General features: G+C 59.7%; 19 protein-coding genes. 13 read left to right on the top strand and 6 right to left on the bottom strand.

Annotated features, from left to right (window positions below; all coding sequences use genetic code 11):
* The first annotated feature begins 79 nt into the window (after window positions 1-79).
* Together AC1RP7_RS11075 and AC1RP7_RS11080 are read left to right on the top strand one after the other, a co-directional pair.
* Window positions 80-1,324, top strand: a complete 1,245-nt coding sequence (locus AC1RP7_RS11075) for a glutamine synthetase family protein (RefSeq protein ID WP_493181321.1) — start codon at window positions 80-82, stop codon at window positions 1,322-1,324.
* A 70-nt stretch (window positions 1,325-1,394) separates the two neighbouring features.
* Window positions 1,395-2,777, top strand: a complete 1,383-nt coding sequence (locus AC1RP7_RS11080; protein ID WP_493181149.1) for an MFS transporter — start codon at window positions 1,395-1,397, stop codon at window positions 2,775-2,777.
* Window positions 2,778-2,840: 63 nt separating this feature from the next.
* Here AC1RP7_RS11080 and AC1RP7_RS11085 read toward each other — a convergent pair whose 3' ends face one another.
* The 4 genes from AC1RP7_RS11085 to flgA all read right to left on the bottom strand — a co-directional run bounded on the left by AC1RP7_RS11085 (window position 2,841) and on the right by flgA (window position 5,448).
* Entirely contained in the window at window positions 2,841-3,587 is a 747-nt protein-coding gene (locus tag AC1RP7_RS11085; RefSeq protein WP_057713627.1) for a flagellar brake protein, read from the bottom strand.
* A 92-nt stretch (window positions 3,588-3,679) separates the two neighbouring features.
* Window positions 3,680-4,147: a flagella synthesis protein FlgN gene (locus AC1RP7_RS11090; RefSeq protein WP_057713628.1), complete on the bottom strand. Its 468-nt coding sequence runs from the start codon at window positions 4,145-4,147 to the stop codon at window positions 3,680-3,682.
* A gap of 48 nt (window positions 4,148-4,195) precedes the next feature.
* Window positions 4,196-4,522, bottom strand: coding sequence for a flagellar biosynthesis anti-sigma factor FlgM (gene flgM, locus AC1RP7_RS11095; protein WP_057713629.1), 327 nt, complete (start codon window positions 4,520-4,522; stop codon window positions 4,196-4,198).
* 167 nt (window positions 4,523-4,689) lie between these two features.
* Window positions 4,690-5,448: a flagellar basal body P-ring formation chaperone FlgA gene (flgA, locus tag AC1RP7_RS11100; protein WP_493181148.1), complete on the bottom strand. Its 759-nt coding sequence runs from the start codon at window positions 5,446-5,448 to the stop codon at window positions 4,690-4,692.
* A gap of 82 nt (window positions 5,449-5,530) precedes the next feature.
* Here flgA and AC1RP7_RS11105 point away from each other — a divergent pair, with 82 nt between their 5' ends.
* From AC1RP7_RS11105 to flgE, 6 genes are all read left to right on the top strand, one after another.
* The gene (locus tag AC1RP7_RS11105) at window positions 5,531-6,463 is read left to right on the top strand and encodes a chemotaxis protein CheV (RefSeq protein ID WP_090457304.1); all 933 of its coding nucleotides are present in this window, start codon (window positions 5,531-5,533) and stop codon (window positions 6,461-6,463) included.
* Window positions 6,464-6,508: 45 nt separating this feature from the next.
* On the top strand, window positions 6,509-7,336 hold the full coding sequence (gene cheR / locus AC1RP7_RS11110; RefSeq protein ID WP_057713631.1) for a protein-glutamate O-methyltransferase CheR: 828 nt from the start codon (window positions 6,509-6,511) through the stop codon (window positions 7,334-7,336).
* Window positions 7,337-7,699: 363 nt separating this feature from the next.
* Window positions 7,700-8,107, top strand: a complete 408-nt coding sequence (flgB, locus tag AC1RP7_RS11115; RefSeq protein ID WP_008051530.1) for a flagellar basal body rod protein FlgB — start codon at window positions 7,700-7,702, stop codon at window positions 8,105-8,107.
* 3 nt (window positions 8,108-8,110) lie between these two features.
* Window positions 8,111-8,554 (top strand): flagellar basal body rod protein FlgC, encoded by a 444-nt coding sequence (gene flgC, locus AC1RP7_RS11120; RefSeq protein WP_057713632.1) that lies wholly within the window; start codon window positions 8,111-8,113, stop codon window positions 8,552-8,554.
* A 15-nt stretch (window positions 8,555-8,569) separates the two neighbouring features.
* Window positions 8,570-9,292 (top strand): flagellar hook assembly protein FlgD, encoded by a 723-nt coding sequence (flgD, locus tag AC1RP7_RS11125; protein WP_057713633.1) that lies wholly within the window; start codon window positions 8,570-8,572, stop codon window positions 9,290-9,292.
* A 31-nt stretch (window positions 9,293-9,323) separates the two neighbouring features.
* Window positions 9,324-10,655: a flagellar hook protein FlgE gene (gene flgE, locus AC1RP7_RS11130; protein ID WP_057713634.1), complete on the top strand. Its 1,332-nt coding sequence runs from the start codon at window positions 9,324-9,326 to the stop codon at window positions 10,653-10,655.
* A gap of 181 nt (window positions 10,656-10,836) precedes the next feature.
* On the opposite strand, the gene AC1RP7_RS11135 is transcribed toward flgE, so the two are convergent.
* The gene (locus AC1RP7_RS11135) at window positions 10,837-13,731 is read right to left on the bottom strand and encodes a ribonucleoside-diphosphate reductase subunit alpha (protein ID WP_057713635.1); all 2,895 of its coding nucleotides are present in this window, start codon (window positions 13,729-13,731) and stop codon (window positions 10,837-10,839) included.
* 738 nt (window positions 13,732-14,469) lie between these two features.
* Here AC1RP7_RS11135 and AC1RP7_RS11140 point away from each other — a divergent pair.
* Both AC1RP7_RS11140 and AC1RP7_RS11145 read left to right on the top strand, forming a co-directional pair.
* Window positions 14,470-15,192, top strand: a complete 723-nt coding sequence (locus AC1RP7_RS11140) for a response regulator (protein ID WP_008051517.1) — start codon at window positions 14,470-14,472, stop codon at window positions 15,190-15,192.
* A complete protein-coding gene (locus AC1RP7_RS11145; protein WP_057713636.1) occupies window positions 15,189-16,799 on the top strand; it encodes an ATP-binding protein in 1,611 nt (536 codons plus the stop codon). Before AC1RP7_RS11140 ends, AC1RP7_RS11145 begins: the two co-directional genes overlap by 4 nt.
* A gap of 108 nt (window positions 16,800-16,907) precedes the next feature.
* Here AC1RP7_RS11145 and AC1RP7_RS11150 read toward each other — a convergent pair whose 3' ends face one another.
* Window positions 16,908-17,633 (bottom strand): 4'-phosphopantetheinyl transferase family protein, encoded by a 726-nt coding sequence (locus AC1RP7_RS11150; protein ID WP_198530231.1) that lies wholly within the window; start codon window positions 17,631-17,633, stop codon window positions 16,908-16,910.
* A gap of 233 nt (window positions 17,634-17,866) precedes the next feature.
* On the opposite strand from AC1RP7_RS11150, the gene AC1RP7_RS11155 reads away from it, so the two are divergent.
* The 3 genes from AC1RP7_RS11155 to AC1RP7_RS11165 all read left to right on the top strand — a co-directional run bounded on the left by AC1RP7_RS11155 (window position 17,867) and on the right by AC1RP7_RS11165 (window position 20,610).
* Window positions 17,867-18,469 (top strand): hypothetical protein, encoded by a 603-nt coding sequence (locus tag AC1RP7_RS11155; RefSeq protein ID WP_057713637.1) that lies wholly within the window; start codon window positions 17,867-17,869, stop codon window positions 18,467-18,469.
* A gap of 120 nt (window positions 18,470-18,589) precedes the next feature.
* The gene (locus AC1RP7_RS11160; protein ID WP_057713638.1) at window positions 18,590-19,267 is read left to right on the top strand and encodes a response regulator transcription factor; all 678 of its coding nucleotides are present in this window, start codon (window positions 18,590-18,592) and stop codon (window positions 19,265-19,267) included.
* Window positions 19,264-20,610, top strand: a complete 1,347-nt coding sequence (locus AC1RP7_RS11165; protein ID WP_493181146.1) for an ATP-binding protein — start codon at window positions 19,264-19,266, stop codon at window positions 20,608-20,610. Before AC1RP7_RS11160 ends, AC1RP7_RS11165 begins: the two co-directional genes overlap by 4 nt.
* Window positions 20,611-20,636: the final 26 nt, after the last annotated feature.

Below are 20,636 nucleotides of genomic sequence, written 5' to 3' on the forward strand. Positions count from 1 at the left end.
ACTCGCGCAGCGATTGACGGGCATTGATGAAGTTGAATGTGTCACGCCGGATTTGAATGGCGTACCACGGGGCAAAGTGATGACCTCCGAGGGGTTTCTCGACGGTCGACGTTTGCAGATGGCGCGGGGCGTGCTGCTGCAATGCATCATGGGCGGATATCCGCCGGCACGGTTTTACGGCAGCGATGATGGCGACCTGGCGCTGATCCCGGACCCTGCACAAATCCATCGCTTGCCCTGGAGCCATCCACCGCGGGCCTTGGCCATTTGCGATGCGGATGAACTGGGCACCACCACCAGCTCCAAGCTGTCGACCCGTGGTCAGCTCAAGGCGGTGATTGCCCGTTACGCGGCCCGCGGCCTGGCGCCTGTGGTGGCGACCGAGCTCGAGTTTTTCGTCTTCGCACCCAACACCGATCCGACCCTGGCTTTTCAACCGCCACTGGGGCTGGACGGTCGCCGCGAGGATGGTCAGTCGGCGTTCAGCGTCAGTTCCAACAACGGCTTGCGGCCGTTCTTCAATGAAGTCTACGAGTGCATGGCTGCGTTGGGGTTGCCTCGCGATACGTTCATGCACGAAATGGGTGTCAGCCAGTTCGAGATCAATCTGCTGCACGGTGATCCGCTGCTGCTGGCCGACCAGACATTCCTGTTCAAGCACCTGCTCAAGGAAGTGGCCCTCAAGCACGGCCTGAGCGTGGTGTGCATGGCCAAGCCGTTGGCGCATACGCCGGGCAGTTCGATGCATATCCATCAGAGCGTGGTCGAGATCGATTCCGGGCGTAACGTGTTCAGCGACGAGGCGGGGCAGGAGACGGCCACCTTCCGCCACTTCATTGCCGGTCAGCAAGCGTGCATGGCCGATTTCACTGCGTTGTTTGCGCCGAACGTGAACTCCTATCAGCGCTTGTGCCACCCTTACGCCTCACCGAATAATGCCTGTTGGTCCTACGACAACCGGGCGGCCGGCCTGCGCATTCCGGCCAGTTTGCCGGTGGCCCGTCGGGTCGAGAACCGCTTGCCGGGGGCCGATGCCAACCCGTATCTGGCGATTGCCGCAAGCCTGGCGGCGGGGTTGCATGGCATCGAGAAGACATTGGAGCCGAGCGCGCCGATCCAGGGTGAGTTCGAGGTGCCGGAGAATCTTTCGTTGCCGTGTACCTTGCATGCGGCACTCGAGCGTCTGAAACGTAGCCAGTTGGCCAAGGAACTGTTCGGCGCGGAATTCATCGAAGGCTACATCGCTTCGAAGACCCTGGAACTGACCAGTTTCCATGATGAAATTACTCCCTGGGAAAGGCGTGTTTTAGCAGCCCAGGCCTGACGTTCCGTCGACATCCGGCTATCGTTTAGCGATAGCCGATTCTCACTGCAAGGAGCCGCTCGGAACGCCGATGCGCCAAATCTGGAAATCCTTTCGAGCATTGTATTTCGCCTCGCTGATGATGTTGATCGGCTCGGGTCTGTTGAGTACTTACCTGGCGTTGCGCCTGGCTGCCGACCATGTCGACAGTCTGTGGGTCGGTGCGCTGATGGCTGCCAACTATTTCGGCCTGGTGCTGGGGGGCAAGATCGGTCACCGGTTGATTGCCCGGGTCGGGCATATCCGGGCCTATTCGGCGTGTGCCGGGATCGTTGGCGCGGCGGTGCTCGGCCATGGCCTGGTGGACTGGTTGCCGGCCTGGCTGTTTTTGCGGGTGATCGTCGGCCTCGGCATGATGTGCCAGTACATGGTGATCGAGAGCTGGCTCAATGAACAGGCCGATGCCAATCAGCGTGGCATGGTCTTCAGCGGCTACATGATCGCTTCGTACCTGGGGTTGGTGCTGGGGCAGTTGATTCTGGTCATGCACCCAGGGCTGGGGCTTGAATTGCTGATGTTGGTCGCCCTGTGCTTCGCGCTGTGCCTGGTACCCGTGGCCCTGACCCGGCGCATTCACCCGGCACCCTTGCACCCGGCACCGATGGAGCCACGGTTCTTTATCAAGCGCGTGCCGCAGTCACTGAGCACGGTGCTCGGAGCGGGCCTGATCGTCGGTTCGTTCTACGGTCTGGCGCCGCTGTATGCCTCGCAGCAAGGGTTGTCCACCGAGCAGGTCGGTCTGTTCATGGGTAGCTGCATTTTTGCCGGGCTGCTGGTGCAGTGGCCGTTGGGCTGGTTGTCCGACCGCTACGATCGGGCCGTGCTGATCCGCAGTTTCGCGTTCAGCCTGGCACTGGCTGCGCTGCCGCTGGCGATCATGCCGCAGGTGCCGCTGGAGGTATTGTTCATCGCCGGGTTCCTCTGTTCGCTGGTGCAGTTCTGCCTGTATCCGTTGGCGGTGGCGTTCTCTAATGACCACGTCGAAGGTGATCGCCGGGTGTCCCTGACGGCGATGTTGCTGGTCACCTATGGCGTGGGTGCGAGTATCGGGCCGCTGGTGGCAGGTGTGCTGATGAAACTGTTCGGCAGCCAGATGCTCTATGCGTTCTTCAGTTTCTTTGCGTTGGTGCTGGTATGGCGGATTCGCCCGAAAGCAGTGACCAACCTGCATCAGGTCGATGACGCACCGCTGCATCACGTGGCCATGCCGGACAATATGACGAGTTCGCCACTGGTGGCCTGCCTCGACCCGCGTGTTGACGAGCAAGTGGTGCAGGATCAGATGCACAGTCCGGTGAGTACCGGGCCAGAGCCTGAATCAGAACCTGTAGCTGTCACCGAAACTGAAACCGATCAGCCGCCGCAAGACCCTGATACAGGGCGGGACCCTAACTTCAGCGAGGCCAGGCCTTAAAACCGGGGCACAAAAAAACGGGCAGTCACCGCAAGGGACTGCCCGTTTTTTGTTGATGCGCTATCAGATGTCGTCTTTGTCGAAGCGACGCGCTTCGCGTTGCAACTGGTAGACGAAGCGTTCGACCTGACGTTGCACCAGCCCGCTCATGTTGTGGAAGCGAACGCCGGCGAAGGTGGTGGAAATCCTTTCTTCGAAGTGCAGATAACGCAACTCGACCGGCGCGGTCATCTTGCCGAAGGGCAGGTCGGCGTTGAAACGGTCGTAAACCTGACCCAGTTGCAGGCTGCCGGTGATGTCGCCGTCGAAGCGCAGTTTGCACCCGGTGGCGGAAATATCCAGCAGCTTGCCGCTGATGGGCGCCTTGAGTTTTTCGCCGTCGAGGTTGACGTTGACCAATTGTGCCAGCTTCAGCGCGGCGCGGAAGGCATTGCGGCGCTGGTGGTACACCACTTCATCGGGCAGGGGGCCGCGATAGCAGCGGCTGCCACCGGATTCGTCGATGTTCAACTGGCCGTTGCTTTCCCAGGCAATGCGTACGCCTTCGTGGAAGCCTTCGACCCTGAACGACTCGCCCGCCAGCAGGTAGCGCTCGCCGTCACGGGGAATCATTTCGTCCAGGGCAATCATGTTGCTGTCACGGTCCAGGTCCACCAGGTAGCTCTGGAAGCGCTGGCTGCGCTCGTGGAACGTGATGATCAGCGGGTCATGGCTTTCGAGCAACTGGCGCAGGTTGCTGGAGATTTCCAAGGGCGTGGAGAGCACCTTGGGTGGCTGCGGAGCATCATCCACGGATAAGGCATTGGACACGTTTAATCAATCTCCAGACAAAATTTGACTACGACTGGCTATCAGTTTGCCAGTATGTTGCGCGTCTTGATAGAGCAGGGGCATTGACCGGCTCATGCCTGACTGAGCGGGCGCGGCTTGGCAAGCTTGGAGAATGTTCCGCTGGCATCGTAAAGCGCCGGGGTTTCACCGCCGTTGAGGATTTTCAGCTGGGTGGCTGTAGCGGCCTGTTGAGTGAGGATCGACTGGCCGTTGTTGGCGTTGATGGCCTGGCACTGGGCCAGGAGATCGGTCAGCACGTCACTTTGCGCCAGCAACTGCTCGCCAATGCTCGACTGGCTGGCCAATTGCTCCAGACCGCCACGGTTGGTCGGCAGGTTGAGATTGGCAAGGATTTCACTGCGCTTGCGGCCATGCTGTTCGAGCAAAACGACCAATGCCTGTTTCTGCGCCAGGATGTTCTCGAGCAATGGCATGTCGCGGCCATGCAATGCGAGGGATTCGGTCTGCAGTAACTCCAGCAGGTGTTGCGCTGGGGCAAAGTCGTCGGTGATCAGTTGCAGTAAATGAGTGTCGTGCATGGCTGGCCTTGGGTTTTAAGCGTCCAAAAGCCTGGCGCCGGCGGTGGCCTAGCGCTGGGCTTCGAAGTTGAGCAGTTTGCTGGCTACACGGTTGCTGTCGACTTTATAGCTGCCATCGGCAATCGCTGCTTTCAATTCGGCCACGCGGGCTTTGTCGACGGCAGGCTGATCGCGCAGCTGTTCAGTGACCTTCTGCAACTGTTGAGCCTCATCGCTGAGATGTACCGATTCCCCGCTTTTGACGGTACCGGCCTGTTCGGCCGCGGATTCCAGCGGCGCGGATTTGCCGGCCTCGGCACTTTCCTTGCTGGCGCTGGTACGTGTACTGCCCGTCAGTGACGAGGAGCTGTTCAAACGGCTGAAATCGATGACCATGATAAAAAACCTCTGGGAATTTGGACGCTTGCCATGGTTTCGGCCATTCCCTGGAAAACTTTAGGCTCATTTATCAATGAACCTTGCGCGCGTCAGCGCATGCCCTGCATGGAGCACAGTCTAGGGAACAGCCGCGGCAAGCGCCACATTCTGATGAACAGAGCGAATTACATGGACACTTCCACCTGCCCCGGCGCCATGACCTGCGCCTTGATGACTCGTTGGGAGTTGAGGTTTTTCACCCGGATCTGCTCGCTCAGACTGCCGTTTGACAGGGCTTCGCCCGGCATGCGCACGCTGAGGGTACCGCTGCGGGCGGTTATCACCACCTGATCACCCTTGCGGATGACTTCGGCCTGTTCGATATGCACCAGGGTAATCACCTGGTCGGCGACCATTGGTCGGGTCAGTCGCTGCCCGATCGCCTGATCGAGGGCGGTCAGGTAGCCCTGGCCGATGAGGCTGATATCGCGCTCGCGCAGGACCACATCCCCAGGCTCGACAATGGCGGCACGGCGCAGTGGCCGGGCGCTGGTCACGACATCGCGAAACAGGCGGACTTGAGCGGGTACGAACACCGTCCAGGGGGAAGCGCCCTCGCAGTGAACCTTGACCGTAACCCGTCCCAGCGGCTTGGGACTCTCGAGTGTTGCTGTCAATTCCCTGTCGCACATGGGCATGTGCATGCGCGGATCGAGCTGGTTGACCTGGATCTCGTAGCGACCCTCCGTTTGACTGGTCGCCAGATAGTCTTCTACGGTGAATTCAAGAAAGCCCTGAGTGACGCCGATAAGCATGTCAGGCAAGGTAACCGCGTCAGCAAGGGCAGGGCTGCCAGCGTTGAACAGGCAAACAGCCGCCAGCACGCCGAGCAATTTGCGGTACGGTGTGGTCAGGCGTCGAAAAAATGTCGGTTTTGTGTTCATAACGATTAAAAAAGCAAGCGCCGTGCCGTTTAGTGATGAAGGCGCGTCGCAACAACACTTGGCGTTGGCGTAGGAGTCTGGCATGGCTGGTGTAATGGATTCGGTAAACCAGCGCACGCAACTGGTGGGGCAGAATCGCCTTGAACTGTTGTTGTTCCGTCTCGACGGCCAGCAACTGTACGGGATCAACGTGTTCAAGGTTCGGGAGGTGCTGCAATGCCCCAAACTGACGCTGATGCCCAAATCCAGTCCTGTCGTGTGCGGCGTGGCGAACATCCGGGGGGCGACCATTCCGATCCTTGATCTGGCGATGGCGACTGGTTCCGGCGCGTTGAAAGACAAGAACAGCCCCTTCGTGATCATCACGGAGTACAACACCAAGACCCAGGGTTTCCTGGTCCGCTCGGTGGAACGCATCGTCAACATGAACTGGGAGGAGATCCATCCGCCGCCCAAGGGCACCGGGCGCGATCACTACCTGACGGCGGTGACGCGGGTCGACAATCAGTTGGTCGAAATCATCGACGTCGAGAAGGTGCTGGCGGAAGTGGCGCCGACGCCGGAAGCGATTTCCGTGGGTGTGGTGGATGTCGAAACCCAGCACAAGGCGCTTTCGTTGCGCGTGCTGACGGTCGACGACTCGTCGGTGGCGCGCAAGCAGGTCACGCGCTGCCTGCAAACGGTCGGCGTGGAAGTGGTGGCGTTGAACGACGGTCGGCAAGCGCTGGACTACCTGCGCAAACTGGTCGACGAGGGCAAGAAGCCGGAAGAAGAGTTCCTGATGATGATCTCCGACATCGAGATGCCGGAGATGGACGGGTACACCCTGACGGCGGAGATCCGCAACGACCCGCGCATGCAAAAGCTTCATATCATCCTGCATACTTCGTTGTCGGGGGTATTCAATCAGGCGATGGTCAAGAAGGTCGGTGCCGATGACTTCCTGGCCAAGTTCCGTCCTGATGACCTGGCATCCCGGGTAGTCGACCGGATCAAAGCAGCAGATATCAGCTAGGGGTTCGCACCCCTGGCAGTCAACACGATTTAAGAGGCGGCATCATTGTCTACGGGTAATTTGGATTTCGAACAGTTCCGGGTATTTCTGGAAAAAGCCTGTGGCATTTTGCTCGGTGAAAACAAGCAGTACCTGGTCTCCAGCCGTCTCAACAAACTGATGGAACAGCAAGGCATCAAGTCTTTGGGGGAACTGGTTCAGCGCATGCAGACCCAGCCGCGCAGCGGTTTGCGCGAGCAGGTGGTGGATGCCATGACCACTAACGAAACCCTGTGGTTTCGTGACACCTACCCGTTTGAAGTCTTGAAGAACAAGGTACTGCCCGAAGCGATCAAGGCCAGTCCCGGTCAGCGCCTGCGCATCTGGTCGGCAGCATGCTCGTCGGGCCAGGAGCCGTATTCGTTGTCGATGTCCATCGACGAGTTCGAGCGGGTCAACATGGGCCAGTTGAGGATGGGCGTACAGATTGTTGCCACCGACCTGTCCGGTACCATGCTGAACAACTGCAAGACCGGCGAGTACGACAGCCTGGCCATCGGGCGCGGCCTGTCGCCTGAGCGCTTGCAGCGTTATTTCGACCCGAAAGGGGCGGGGCGCTGGGCGATCAAGGCGCCGATCAAGAGCCGGGTGGAATTCCGTTCCTTCAACCTGCTGGACAGCTACGCGAGCCTCGGCAAGTTCGACATCGTGTTTTGCCGCAATGTGTTGATCTACTTCTCCGCCGAGGTGAAGAAGGACATCCTGCTGCGTATCCACAGCACATTGAAGCCAGGCGGTTACCTGTTTCTCGGTGCTTCCGAAGCGTTGAACGGTTTGCCGGATCATTACCAGATGGTCCAGTGCAGCCCGGGGATCATTTACCAGGCGAAGTGAATTTGCCGGCGTCATCGAAAACGGGAGTCCTTATAGGCTCCCGTTTTTTGTGTGCTGATTTCTTGCAAACGCTGCTGACCCCTGTGGGAGCGAGCTTGCTCGCGATAGCGTCCTGACAGTCGAGTTCAACTTTCCCTGACACACCGCAATCGCGAGCAAGCTCGCTCCCACAGGGGCGGCGGTGTTCTGAAAAGGGTGAGGAGGCGGCAGAAAAGCGGCATCCGGCGGAAAACCGTTGCCGCTTTTCTGGCATTGCCATGTTGCCATGGCCTGCAAGGCCCCGGTTTCCGGGGGTTTTTGAATTGGCATGGGGCTTGCTAAGTTGATTCTACGAAAAATCAGGTCACCCGAAGGTTTCCCGACATGAGCATCAGCTTCGATAAAGCGCTCGGTATCCACGAACAAGCCCTGGGCTTCCGAGCCCAGCGTGCCGAAGTCCTGGCCAACAACATCGCCAACGCCGATACCCCGAACTACAAGGCTCGGGACCTGGACTTCTCGAAAGTGCTTGCCGAGCAGAACGAGAAAACCAAAAGCGGCACTTTCGCCTTGAACATGACCAACAGCCGTCATATCGAGGCTGAAGGCCTGGGCAATGGCGACGAGTCGTTGCTGTATCGCACGCCGATGCAACCGTCGATTGACCAGAACACCGTGGACGCCCAGCTGGAGCAGTCGAACTACGCGGAAAACGCGATCGGCTTCCAGGCCAGCTTCACCCTGCTCAACAGCAAATTCAAAGGGCTGGTGTCAGCTCTGCGCGGAGAGTAAGCCATGTCTCTATCCAGTGTTTTCAACATTGCCGGTAGCGGCATGAGTGCGCAGACCACGCGTTTGAACACCGTCGCTTCGAACATCGCCAACGCCGAAACGGTCTCGTCGAGCATCGACCAGACCTACCGTGCGCGTCACCCGGTATTCGCCACCATGTTCCAGGGCGGGCAGAGCGGCGGCAGCGATTCGCTGTTCCAGAGCCAGGACGCCGCCGGTCAGGGTGTTCAGGTGCTGGGTGTGGTCGAAGACCAGAGCAATCTTGACGCGCGCTACGAGCCGAACCATCCGGCGGCCGATGCCAAGGGTTACGTCTATTACCCGAACGTCAACGTGGTGGAGGAAATGGCCGACATGATTTCCGCGAGCCGTTCGTTCCAGACCAACGCCGAAATGATGAACACCGCCAAAACCATGATGCAGAAGGTCCTGACCCTCGGTCAGTGATAAGGGGCGACTCAGATGAGTGTTACCGATTCCACCAGTGGTTTGAGCCTCAACGATATCCTGGCCAACTCCTCGATCAAGACCAGCACCACGACTGACGGCCTCGCGTCGGCAACCGGCAGCGCCACGGGCAACAAGGCCCTGGGCAAGGATGCATTCCTGAAATTGCTGGTTACTCAGTTGAAAAACCAGAACCCGCTGGAACCCCAGGACAACGGCGAATTCGTGGCCCAGCTGGCGCAATTCAGCAGCCTGGAAGGCATCACCACGCTCAACGATACGGTGACCGGCCTGGCCAGCAACTACAACTCGTCCCAAGCCTTGCAGGCATCGTCGCTGGTGGGGCGTTCGGTCATCGCTCCTGGCGACAAGGCCGTGGTCGATACCACCAAGAGCCTCAGCGGCACGGTGGTCGTTCCGTCTTCGGTGGCGTCTGCCACCCTGAAGATCACCGACGCAGCCGGCAAGACAGTGCGCACCATCGACCTCGGTTCACAGAAGGCCGGCAACGCCAGCTTCATCTGGGACGGCAAGAACGATGCGGGTGAGACCGTACCTGCAGGCACCTATACCTTCGGCGCCACGACCACGATCGATGGTCAGTCCGTTGCGTTGATCACCAACCTGCCCGCGACCGTCAACAGCGTGACCATCAGCCAGACCGGCGGTGAGTTGATGCTCAATCTGGCCGGGCTGGGCAGCGTTGCTCTGTCCAAAGTACAAACCATTGGTATGTAGAGCCGACTAACACGGCATAAAGGAGTGGATGATGTCTTTTAATATCGGCCTTAGCGGTCTCTATGCAGCCAACAAACAACTGGACGTGACCGGCAACAACATCGCCAACGTCGCGACCACCGGTTTCAAATCGTCCCGTGCAGAATTCGAAGACGTGTACTCGGCGACCCGCCTGGGTACCGGCAGCAAGACCGTCGGCAACGGCGTGCGCCTGGCCAACGTTTCCCAGCAGTTCGGCCAGGGTGACGTGAGCAACACCGGCAACGTGCTCGATATGGGTATCCAGGGCAACGGTTTCTTTGTCCTGAGCAACAACGGCTCGCTGACCTATACCCGTGCCGGTACGTTCAAGACCGACAAGGAAGGCTACGTCACCAACAGCGACGGTACTGCCCGCCTGCAAGGTTACGGTGTGGACTCCAACGGCAAGATCGTCAATGGCGTGCTGACGGACCTGCGGATCGACACGTCCAACCTGGCACCGAAGTCCACCAGCACCGTGTCGTCGACGATCAACCTGAACTCGACGTCGGCAGTGATCGACCAGACGGTTGCGGCGAACAAGTTCAACCCGTCCAAAACCGAGACTTTTACCAAATCGTTCAGTACCCCGATCTACGATACGCAGGGTAACCAGCACACCATGGATCAATACATGGTCAAGACTGGAGCGAACACGTGGGACACCTACACACTGATCGATGGCCGCAATCCGGATGGCAGTGATCCTACTGTTACCGCGCCGGTTGCTTCGACCATGTCGTTCGATTCCACCGGCAAACTGACTTCGGTCAGCACGCCAGTGACGCCACCAACCACGCCACCGACTTCGGTGATCAGCAGTGACCTGAAAATCACCAACTGGACCCCGGGCAGTGTCACCAATGGCGTCTGGACAGCCAACGGTGCCGCAGCCGATCCAGCAGGGTTGACCATCGCCATGGCCAACACTACCCAGTTCAATGCCGACACCGCGCGTTCGATTCCGGCGCAGAACGGTTACGCCACCGGCCAGATCACCAACCTGACCATCGATGGCAGCGGTGTGCTGCTGGCCAACTTCAGCAACAACCAGACCAAGCCGATCGGCCAGATTTCCCTGGCCAGCTTCACCAACGAGCAAGGCCTGCAGCCGGTAGGCGGTACCAGCTGGAAAGAAACCTACGCGTCGGGTATCCCGGGCTACGATGCGCCGGAGACCGGCACCCTGGGTTCGATCGTTTCCAACTCCCTGGAAGAGTCCAACGTCAATCTGACCAACGAATTGGTCGACCTGATCAAGGCGCAGAGCAACTACCAGGCGAACGCCAAGACCATTTCCACCCAGAGCACCATCATGCAGACCATCATTCAGATGACTTGATGCCGGTTGGCTGAACATGCTGCACAAGGAGCCCTTCGCAAGAAGGGCTTTTTTGTGCTCGCCGAAAGCCTGTAGGAGCAGCCGGTCGACGCTCCTACAGGCAGGCAAAAGAAAACCCCCGACCCGCCAGAGGCTGATCGGGGGTTTCGAGCAAGCACCTTTGGGTGCTTGCTGGCTCAGCTTATTGGCAAGCTTCGCAATCCGGCTCGTCGATGGCGCAAGCCTTTGGCACTGGAGCGGGACCTGCAGGCGCCGCCAGGACCGAGTCGTCACCGTGGTTGCCGCCGCTGGAAACCGCGTTCAGCTTGCCGGTGTTGATGGTCGACTTCTCGGTGCTGGTCGCAGCCAGGGCACGGAGGTAGTAAGTGGTTTTCAGGCCACGGTACCAGGCCATGCGGTAGGTCACGTCCAGTTTCTTGCCCGAAGCGCCAGCGATGTACAGGTTCAGCGACTGAGCCTGGTCGATCCACTTCTGACGACGGCTGGCGGCGTCAACGATCCACTTGGTGTCCACTTCGAAGGCAGTCGCGTAGAGCTCTTTGAGTTCTTGCGGGATGCGCTCGATCTGCTGCACCGAACCGTCGTAGTACTTCAGGTCGTTGATCATGACCGAGTCCCACAGACCGCGAGCCTTCAGGTCGCGAACCAGGTACGGGTTGATCACGGTGAATTCGCCCGACAGGTTCGATTTCACATACAGGTTCTGGTAGGTCGGCTCGATCGACTGCGATACGCCAGTAATGTTGGCGATGGTTGCGGTCGGTGCGATGGCCATGATGTTGGAGTTACGGATACCTTTCTGCACACGGGCGCGAACCGGTGCCCAGTCCAGGGATTCCTTCAGGTCGACATCGATGTACTTCTGGCCACGGGCTTCGATCAGGATTTGTTGCGAATCCAGCGGCAGGATGCCTTTGGACCACAGCGAACCCTGGAAGGTCTCGTAGGCGCCACGCTCATCAGCCAGGTCGCAGGAAGCCTGGATCGCGTAGTAGCTGACCGCTTCCATCGACTTGTCGGCGAACTCGACGGCAGCGTCGGAACCGTAAGGAATGTGCTGCAGGTACAGCGCATCCTGGAAGCCCATGATGCCCAGGCCGACCGGACGGTGCTTGAAGTTGGAGTTCTTCGCTTGCGGCACCGAGTAGTAGTTGATGTCGATAACGTTATCTAGCATGCGCACGGCAGTGTTCACGGTGCGTTCCAGCTTGGCGGTGTCCAGCTTGCCGTCGACGATGTGGTTCGGCAGGTTGATCGAGCCCAGGTTGCAAACGGCGATCTCGTCCTTGTTGGTGTTCAAGGTGATCTCGGTGCACAGGTTCGAGCTGTGGACCACGCCCACGTGCTGCTGCGGGCTGCGCAGGTTGCACGGGTCCTTGAAGGTCAGCCATGGGTGGCCGGTTTCGAACAGCATGGACAGCATCTTGCGCCACAGGTCTTTGGCCTGGATGGTCTTGAACAGCTTGACCTTGCCCGGGTACTCGGTCAGGGCTTCGTAGTACTCGTAACGCTCTTCGAAGGCCTTGCCGGTCAGGTCGTGCAGATCCGGCACTTCGGATGGCGAGAACAGGGTCCACTTGCCGTCATCGAAGACACGCTTCATGAACAGGTCAGGGATCCAGTTGGCGGTGTTCATGTCGTGGGTACGACGACGATCATCACCGGTGTTCTTGCGCAGTTCGATGAACTCTTCGATGTCCATGTGCCAGGTTTCCAGGTAGGCACAGACAGCGCCTTTGCGCTTGCCACCCTGGTTAACGGCGACGGCGGTGTCGTTCACTACTTTGAGGAACGGTACAACGCCCTGGGACTTGCCGTTGGTGCCCTTGATGTACGAACCCAGTGCACGGACTGGCGTCCAGTCGTTGCCCAGGCCGCCGGCGAATTTGGACAGCATGGCGTTGTCGTGGATCGCGTGGTAGATGCCCGACAGGTCATCCGGCACGGTGGTCAGGTAGCAGCTCGACAGCTGTGGACGCAGGGTGCCGGCGTTGAACAGGGTCGGGGTCGACGACATGTAGTCGAAGGACGACAACAGGTTGTAGAACTCGATGGCACGGGCTTCGCGGTCTTTCTCTTCGATCGCCAGGCCCATGGCCACGCGCATGAAGAACACCTGCGGCAGTTCGAAACGGATACCGTCCTTGTGGATGAAGTAACGGTCGTACAGGGTTTGCAGGCCCAGGTAGGTGAACTGCTGGTCGCGCTCGTGGTTGATCGCCTTGCCGAGTTTTTCCAGGTCGAAATTGGCCAGCTCAGGGTTCAGCAGCTCGTATTCGATACCTTTGGCGATGTAGGCCGGCAGCGCCTTGGCGTACAGGTCGACCATCTCGTGGTGAGTGGCGCTCTCGGCTACACCGAGGAAGCCCAGGCCTTCGGCACGCAGGGTGTCCATCAGCAGGCGCGCGGTCACGAACGAGTAGTTCGGCTCGCGTTCAACCAGGGTGCGGGCAGTCATTACCAGGGCGGTGTTGACGTCGGTCAGGGCCACGCCGTCGTACAGGTTCTTCAGGGTTTCGCGCTGGATCAGGTCGCCGTCGACTTCTTCCAGGCCTTCGCACGCTTCGGTGACGATGGTGTTCAGGCGACCCATGTCCAGTGGCGCCAGGCTGCCGTCGGCGCGGGTGATGCGGATCGACGGGTGAGCGTTGACCGCTTCCTCGGCCGGGGCGTGGGCAGCGCGTTCTTTCGAACGACCGTCACGGTAGATTACGTAGTCGCGGGCGACTTTCTGCTCGCCGGCACGCATCAGGGCCAGTTCGACCTGGTCCTGGATTTCTTCGATGTGGATGGTGCCGCCCGATGGCATGCGACGCTTGAAGGTCGCGGTGACCTGTTCGGTCAGGCGGGCAACGGTGTCGTGGATTCGCGACGAGGCAGCGGCGGTGCCGCCTTCAACTGCGAGAAACGCTTTGGTGATGGCGACGGTGATTTTGTCATCGGTGTAGGGAACGACAGTGCCGTTACGCTTGATCACACGCAGTTGGCCTGGCGCGGTGGCGGACAGATCCGAATTCGAATCAGCGGCCTGCGGCAAGGTGCCCTGCGGGTTCTCGCGAGTTGTGTCGGTTTGCATGGGGGGGTGTCTCCACATTCTCTATGTTTGTTTGGGCACCATCACGGTGCCCACCGTTCCGTCCTGAAGCACTACAACCGGCGAGCGCCGGGCATAACAACTTCGGGACAGTAGGAAGGGGGCTATAGGGCGCCGCTTCCATGCCGAAGTCTTTGGTCTCACGCCTTGGGCCTGAGACCGGAGTCCTTTGAGGGTGACAGTTGGGACTGCAACACCCGTACCGTTTTGACCACTCGGGGCCGAAATACAGTAGCCATCCGCACGCGCGGTTTGGTCTTTCAAAAATACGTATGGTTCAACCGGACAGAGGCAATAAAAGCGCTTGAAATTGGTGTCTGGTTTGTGTTTGGTTTTTCGCGCAAAACCCTACATCTAGGGGTTTTTTAGCGCCGGGGTACAAGATAATGCGTTTTGGGGGGCGATTGCAACGTACTGCCTGTGGATAAACCTGTGCGTAAATTGTGTGTGAAAGAGGTAACCGGCGTGTAGGCCGCGACGCTGCTGGACCGGACCTTTTTTCAGCGATTTTCAACCATCGAAAACGCTCGGGCGGATTTTTAAGGGCGCGAACCCTATCACAAAAAACCCTGTTGTCCGAACGCATTTACCCGCTTGTGTTCTCGACGGGCGGCGTTTATACAATCGGCCCAGTGTGTATACATATTTATCCCCCCGAATCATTACAAAAAGAGGGGCGGATCCTTCCTTATTAGTGTTTTTGGCAAGCAGAGGTCACCCGTGGAGCAAGAAGCCTGGCAGGTATTGATTGTGGAGGACGACCAGCGACTGGCCGAACTGACCCGCGATTACCTGGAAGCCAATGGCTTGCGTGTATCGATCGAAGGCAATGGTGCGCTCGCTGCGAATCGCATCATCAAGGAACAACCGGACCTGGTGATCCTCGACCTGATGCTCCCCGGTGAAGATGGCCTGAGCATTTGCCGCAAGGTCCGCGCCCGATATGACGGCCCGATCCTGATGCTCACTGCCCGCACCGATGACACTGACCAGATTCTCGGCCTGGACCTGGGGGCTGACGACTACGTCTGCAAACCGGTACGCCCGCGCCTGCTGCTGGCGCGCATCCAGGCGCTGCTGCGCCGTAGCGAAACGCCCGAAGTCGCCCCGGAAAAACAGCGGCGTCTACAGTTCGGCCCGCTGATCGTCGATAACGCCTTGCGCGAAGCCTGGCTGCAGGGCAACGGCATCGAGCTGACCAGCGCCGAATTCGACCTGCTCTGGCTACTGGTGGCCAATGCCGGGCGTATCCTCTCCCGGGAAGAGATCTTCACCGCGCTGCGGGGCATTGGCTATGACGGTCAGGACCGCTCCATCGATGTGCGCATCTCGCGCATCCGCCCGAAGATCGGCGATGACCCGGAGCATCCACGGCTGATCAAGACCGTGCGCAGCAAAGGCTATCTGTTCGTTCCCGAGGCTTGCGTAGATCCGTCCCTGTGAACTCGATCTTCCTGCGTATCTATGGCGGCATGTGCGCCGCGCTGATTCTGGTGGCGGTGCTCGGTGTGCTGGCGTTGCACCTGCTGAATGAGGTGCGCAGCGAGCAATACCGCGAGCGCCTGGCCCACGGCACGTTCTCGCTGATGGCCGACAACCTGCAACCGATGAACCAGACCGAACGACATCGGGCCTTGTTGGTGTGGGAGCGGCTGCTGGGGATTCCACTGGCGCTGAAAACTTTTGCCGAGACCGATCTCGACCTGACCCAGCGCACCCGTGTGTTGCGCGGTCAGGCACTGGTGGAACAGACCGGGCCGCACGCAGCGAAGGTCTACAAGCTGGTCAGCGACAAGGAACAGTTGATGCTCACCGGGGAAGTGCAGCAGATCAGCGAGCAACTGGCCCGGGCGACCATCTACCTGTTGACCGATGAACTGGTGCGCACCCCGGTCGCCGACCAACCCTTGCGCCTGGCGCAATTGAAGGAAAGCAAGGGTTTCGGCTTCGATCTGCGCCTGGTCACGGTTGACGAGGCGGACATGGATGAAGACCAGAGCCGTCGGGTATCCGAGGGCGATACGGTGATGGCGCTGGGCAAGGGGGGGGATTCGATCCGGGTATTTGCCGGTATGGTGGGCACGCCGTGGGTCCTGGAAATCGGCCCTTTGTATCAGATGAATCCTTATCCGCCGGAGTGGTTGGTGTTGATCGCCGCGCTGGGCCTGACGCTGATCGGTTTGATCGTCTATCTGTTGGTGCGTCAGCTGGAGCGACGCTTGCGTGGACTGGAAGCCGCCGCCACGCGCATTGCCAAAGGCAGCCTGGAAACCCGTGTGCCGGCGCGCGGCGCGGACTCGGTGGGACGGCTGGCCTCGGCGTTCAACGGCATGGCCGAACACTTGCAGCAGTTGCTGGCGATCCAACGCGAACTGGTGCGTGCGGTGTCCCACGAATTGCGCACGCCGGTGGCACGCCTGCGCTTTGGCCTGGAGATGATCGGCTCGGCCACCACACCGCAAGCCCTGGAAAAATACTGCCAAGGCATGGACCACGACATCGAGGACCTCGACCGGCTGGTGGACGAGATGCTGACTTACGCGCGGTTGGAGCAGGGCTCGCCGGCACTGAACTTTCAGCGGATCGATCTGGATGCCTTGGTCGATCAGGTGATCGAAGAACTGGCGCCGTTGCGCGCCGACGTCACGGTGCAACGGGGCTTGTGTCTATCGGCTGCCGATAACGACGACGCCTGGGTCGAGGCTGAACCGCGCTATCTGCATCGGGCGATCCAGAATCTGGTGACTAATGCCATGCGCCACGCGCAATCACGGGTAACCATCAGCTATCAAGTGGGGCAGCAGCGATGCCGAGTGGATATCGAGGATGACGGGCCGGGTGTGCCGGAGTCGGCGTGGGAGAAGATCTTTACGCCGTTCCTGCGTCTCGACGACAGCCGTACCCGCGCGTCTGGAGGCCATGGGTTAGGCCTGTCCATTGTGCGGCGCATCATCCATTGGCATGGCGGGCGCGCGTTGATCGGCAAGAGCAAGAGCCTGGGCGGGGCGTGCTTCAGTCTGAGCTGGCCGCGCAATCAGGAGAAGCGTTGAGCCTTGTGTTGTCTGTTGCGGCCCCATCGCGAACAAGCTCGCTCCCACACTGGATCCCCTATGGGAGCGAGCTTGCTCGCGATGGCGGCCTGACAGGCACCAAATACTTCATGCCTTGATGCTGACCAGACTCAGCAACTGCCCGTCCTTGACCCCGAACTGCGCATCCAGCTCGGTGCCATTGCGCCATTCGCTGGACAGATCAGTGAGCAATCGCAACCGCACCTCACCCGACTCACGCCACTCCAGCACTTCGGCGTGTTCGAAATAAAAGCGTTGCTGAACGATCGGATAGAGCGCCTTGAACAGGCTTTCCTTGACCGAGAACGTCAGGGTGACCAGCAATGCCCGTTGATCGTGATCACCGGCCGCCATGCGCTGTAGTTCCGGCGGATTGAGGATTTCCCCGGCCAGGCGTTCGGCCCGTTCGGCATTGAGCAGGTTTTCCAGGTCCATGCCCAAGCCGCGCCAATGGCTTTTGTTCGCCACGATCGCTGCGGCCCGGCCAGTGCTGTGGGTGATCGAACCAGTGATATGAGCAGGCCAGACCGGTGCCCGGTCTTCACCGATGGCCGGAATGAAACTCAAGCCTTCCAGTCGCTGTAACGCGGCCCGGGCACACACTCGCCCGGCGAGAAATTCCGCCTGCCGTTTGGCCACCGAGCGCTGGATGCTCGCCGGCGCTTCGACAGCGCTGCGCTGGAAGTCATCGCTGTCCAGTCGGGCGCTATCGAAATGAGTACTCAGCAGGACCGTATCGGGCAGCGCAAACGGCAGCGGCCAATGGTCATCGAGGGGCGTGCAGCAGACGGGCAGGGCGGGGGTTGAGTTCATATCTGGCATTTTGCCGGGTTGGCCTGAGGCTGGGTAGTGCAAAGCTTCTGACGAGTTGGTAGTCGGTGCCCGCCTTTTCCATTGCATGGTCGGATCTGCTGCTGAAACGTGTCGAAATATTCGGGGCGGGTCGGTTCAGCCCAGGTTCAGGGTGCGTTCAGGGGGAGTTCAGGGCGCGGTGCGTAACCTTGCCTCGTACCCAAAAAACAATCGGCACATGAGGAAACTCCCCAATGACTGGATTCAAAAAACTGCTTCTGGCATTCACGGTTCTGAGCGCAAGCACCGCAGCTTTCGCGTCCGACGACAACTTCGCCAGCCTTACTCTTGGACAGACCAGCGACAAGGTTAAAAAATCCCACGCCCTGAACGACAACCTCAATCACCCGAACGCCGATGGCGTAATCGGCAAGGACACCACCTGGGGTGTTCGTCTGGGCCAGCAAAACACCAAGGGCCGCTACTACGCCACTTACGACAATGTGTCGGGCTCGCACAACGGCATTAAACTGCGTCAGGAAAATCTCCTGGGTAGCTACGATCTGTTCTACCCGGTGGGCGCTAGCACCAGGCTGTTCGGTGGCGCCACGGCCGGCCTGACCAAAATGACTCAGGAGTCGCCAGGCTTCAGCCGCGACAGTGATATCGGCTACGCCATCGGTGGCCAGGTGGGGGTGCTGCAACAGGTTTCGCAAAACACCTCGGTTGAACTGGGTTACCGTTACCTGCGCAGCAACGCCAGCACCGAGATGAGTGAGCGCGGCGGCAGCAAGCAGGGTTCGCTGGACCTGACCAGCAGTGCCCAGACTTACCTGTCCGCCAACTACGCTTTCTGACAAGCGTTTCGTGAACGGCCTGCGCCGGATCAGCCCGAGTGACTGATCCGGCGTTGCCATGTTAGCTCTTGAGGTGCGACGTTGCGCCTATGGAGATGTTGATTTGCCCGGGAGAGCAATATGAAATTGCTGGTCGTCGAAGATGAAGCGCTGCTGCGTCATCACCTGCAAACCCGCCTGACGGAGAGCGGCCACGTGGTCGAGTCCGTGGCCAACGCCGAGGAGGCGCTGTACCAGACAGCCCAGTTCAACTTTGACCTGGCGGTGATCGACCTCGGTCTGCCGGGCATTAGCGGGCTCGACCTGATCCGGCAGTTGCGCTCAAGTGGCAAAACCTTCCCGATCCTGATCCTCACCGCGCGCGGTAACTGGCAGGACAAGGTCGAAGGCCTGGCCGCCGGCGCCGATGATTATCTGGTCAAGCCGTTTCAGTTCGAAGAACTGGAGGCCCGCCTGAATGCCTTGCTGCGACGCTCCAGCGGTTTCACCCAGTCGACCATCGTCGCTGGCCCGTTACTGCTGGATCTGAACCGCAAGCAGGCGTCCCTCGACGATCAGCCGTTGGCACTGACTGCGTATGAGTACCGCATTCTCGAATACCTGATGCGTCACCATCAGCAAGTGGTGCCCAAGGATCGCTTGATGGAACAGCTCTACCCGGATGACGACGAGCGTGATCCGAATGTGATCGAGGTGCTGGTCGGCCGTCTGCGCCGCAAACTGGAGGGGCCGGGCGGGTTCAAACCGATCGACACCGTGCGCGGCCTGGGCTACCTGTTCAACGAGCGTTGCACTTGATCCGTTCGCTGCGCATACGCTTGATGCTCGCCGCCACGCTGTTGGCGGTGTTGTTCATGCTGGCGTTGCTGCCTGCGATGCAGGGTGCCTTCAGCCTGGCGCTGCAGGACTCCATCGAGCAGCGTCTGGCATCCGACGTGACCACGCTGATCTCGGCCGCCCGGGTGGAGAACAACAGCCTGCAGATGCCAGCGCAATTGCCCGACGAGCGCTTCAATCTCACCGACAGCCGATTGCTCGGCTATATCTATGACCGTGAAGGGCAACTGGTCTGGCGTTCGAAGGCGACCCAGGAAGAACGCATCAACTACAAGCCGCGCTACGACGGACGTGGCAGCGAGTTTGCGCGGATCCGCGAAGCCAATGGCCAGGAGTTCTTCGTCTACGACGTCGAGGTCAAGTTGCTCGGTGGCAAAAGTGCAGCCTTCAGCATCGTGGCGTTGCAGCCGGTTCGCGAGTACGAACTGACCCTCGAAGGTCTGCGGGAAAATCTCTATCTGGGTTTTGGCGCGGCACTGCTGGTGCTGCTGGCGTTGCTGTGGATCGGCCTGACCTGGGGCTTGCAGGCATTGCGGCGCTTGAGCCAGGAACTGGACCAGATCGAAGGTGGCACCCGCGAAAGCCTCAGTGAGGAACATCCCCGGGAGTTGCTGCGCCTGACCGGTTCCCTCAACCGTTTGCTGCATAGTGAGCGTGAGCAGCGCAGTCGCTATCGTGATTCCCTCGACGACCTGGCTCATAGCCTGAAAACGCCCTTGGCGGTGCTGCAAGGCGTCAGTGAAGACATGGCCCAGCGTCCCGAGGATCGCGATCAGGCCTGGGTGCTGCAAACCCAGATCGAACGCATGAGCCAGCAGATCAGCTACCAGTTGCAGCGCGCCAGCCTGCGCAAAAGCGGCCTGGTACGTCATCAGGTGCATTTGCGGCCGGTACTGAAAAGCTTGTGTGACACGCTGGACAAGGTTTATCGCGACAAGCGCGTGCACGTCGCGTTCGATTTGCCCGACCCATGTTACCTACCGATCGAGCAGGGTGCTCTGCTGGAAATGATGGGCAATCTGCTGGAAAACGCCTATCGCCTGTGCCTGGGCGAAATACGCATCAGTGTGCGTGAAACCCTCAGCGGCACGCAGTTGTGTGTCGAGGACGACGGCCCTGGCGTACCACAGGATCAGCGCGCACGGATTCTCGAGCGCGGAGAACGCCTGGACCGCCAGCACCCGGGGCAGGGTATCGGCCTGGCGGTGGTCAAGGACATCATCGAGAGCTACCACGCCCAGCTGACCCTGGGGGATTCACCGATGGGCGGAGCGGCGTTCCGGATTTATTTTCCGGCGGTGTGAACGGGTATTTGATAGCAGTCTTTTCG

It is taken from the genome of Pseudomonas sp. GW822-FHT01E03, assembly GCF_058802985.1.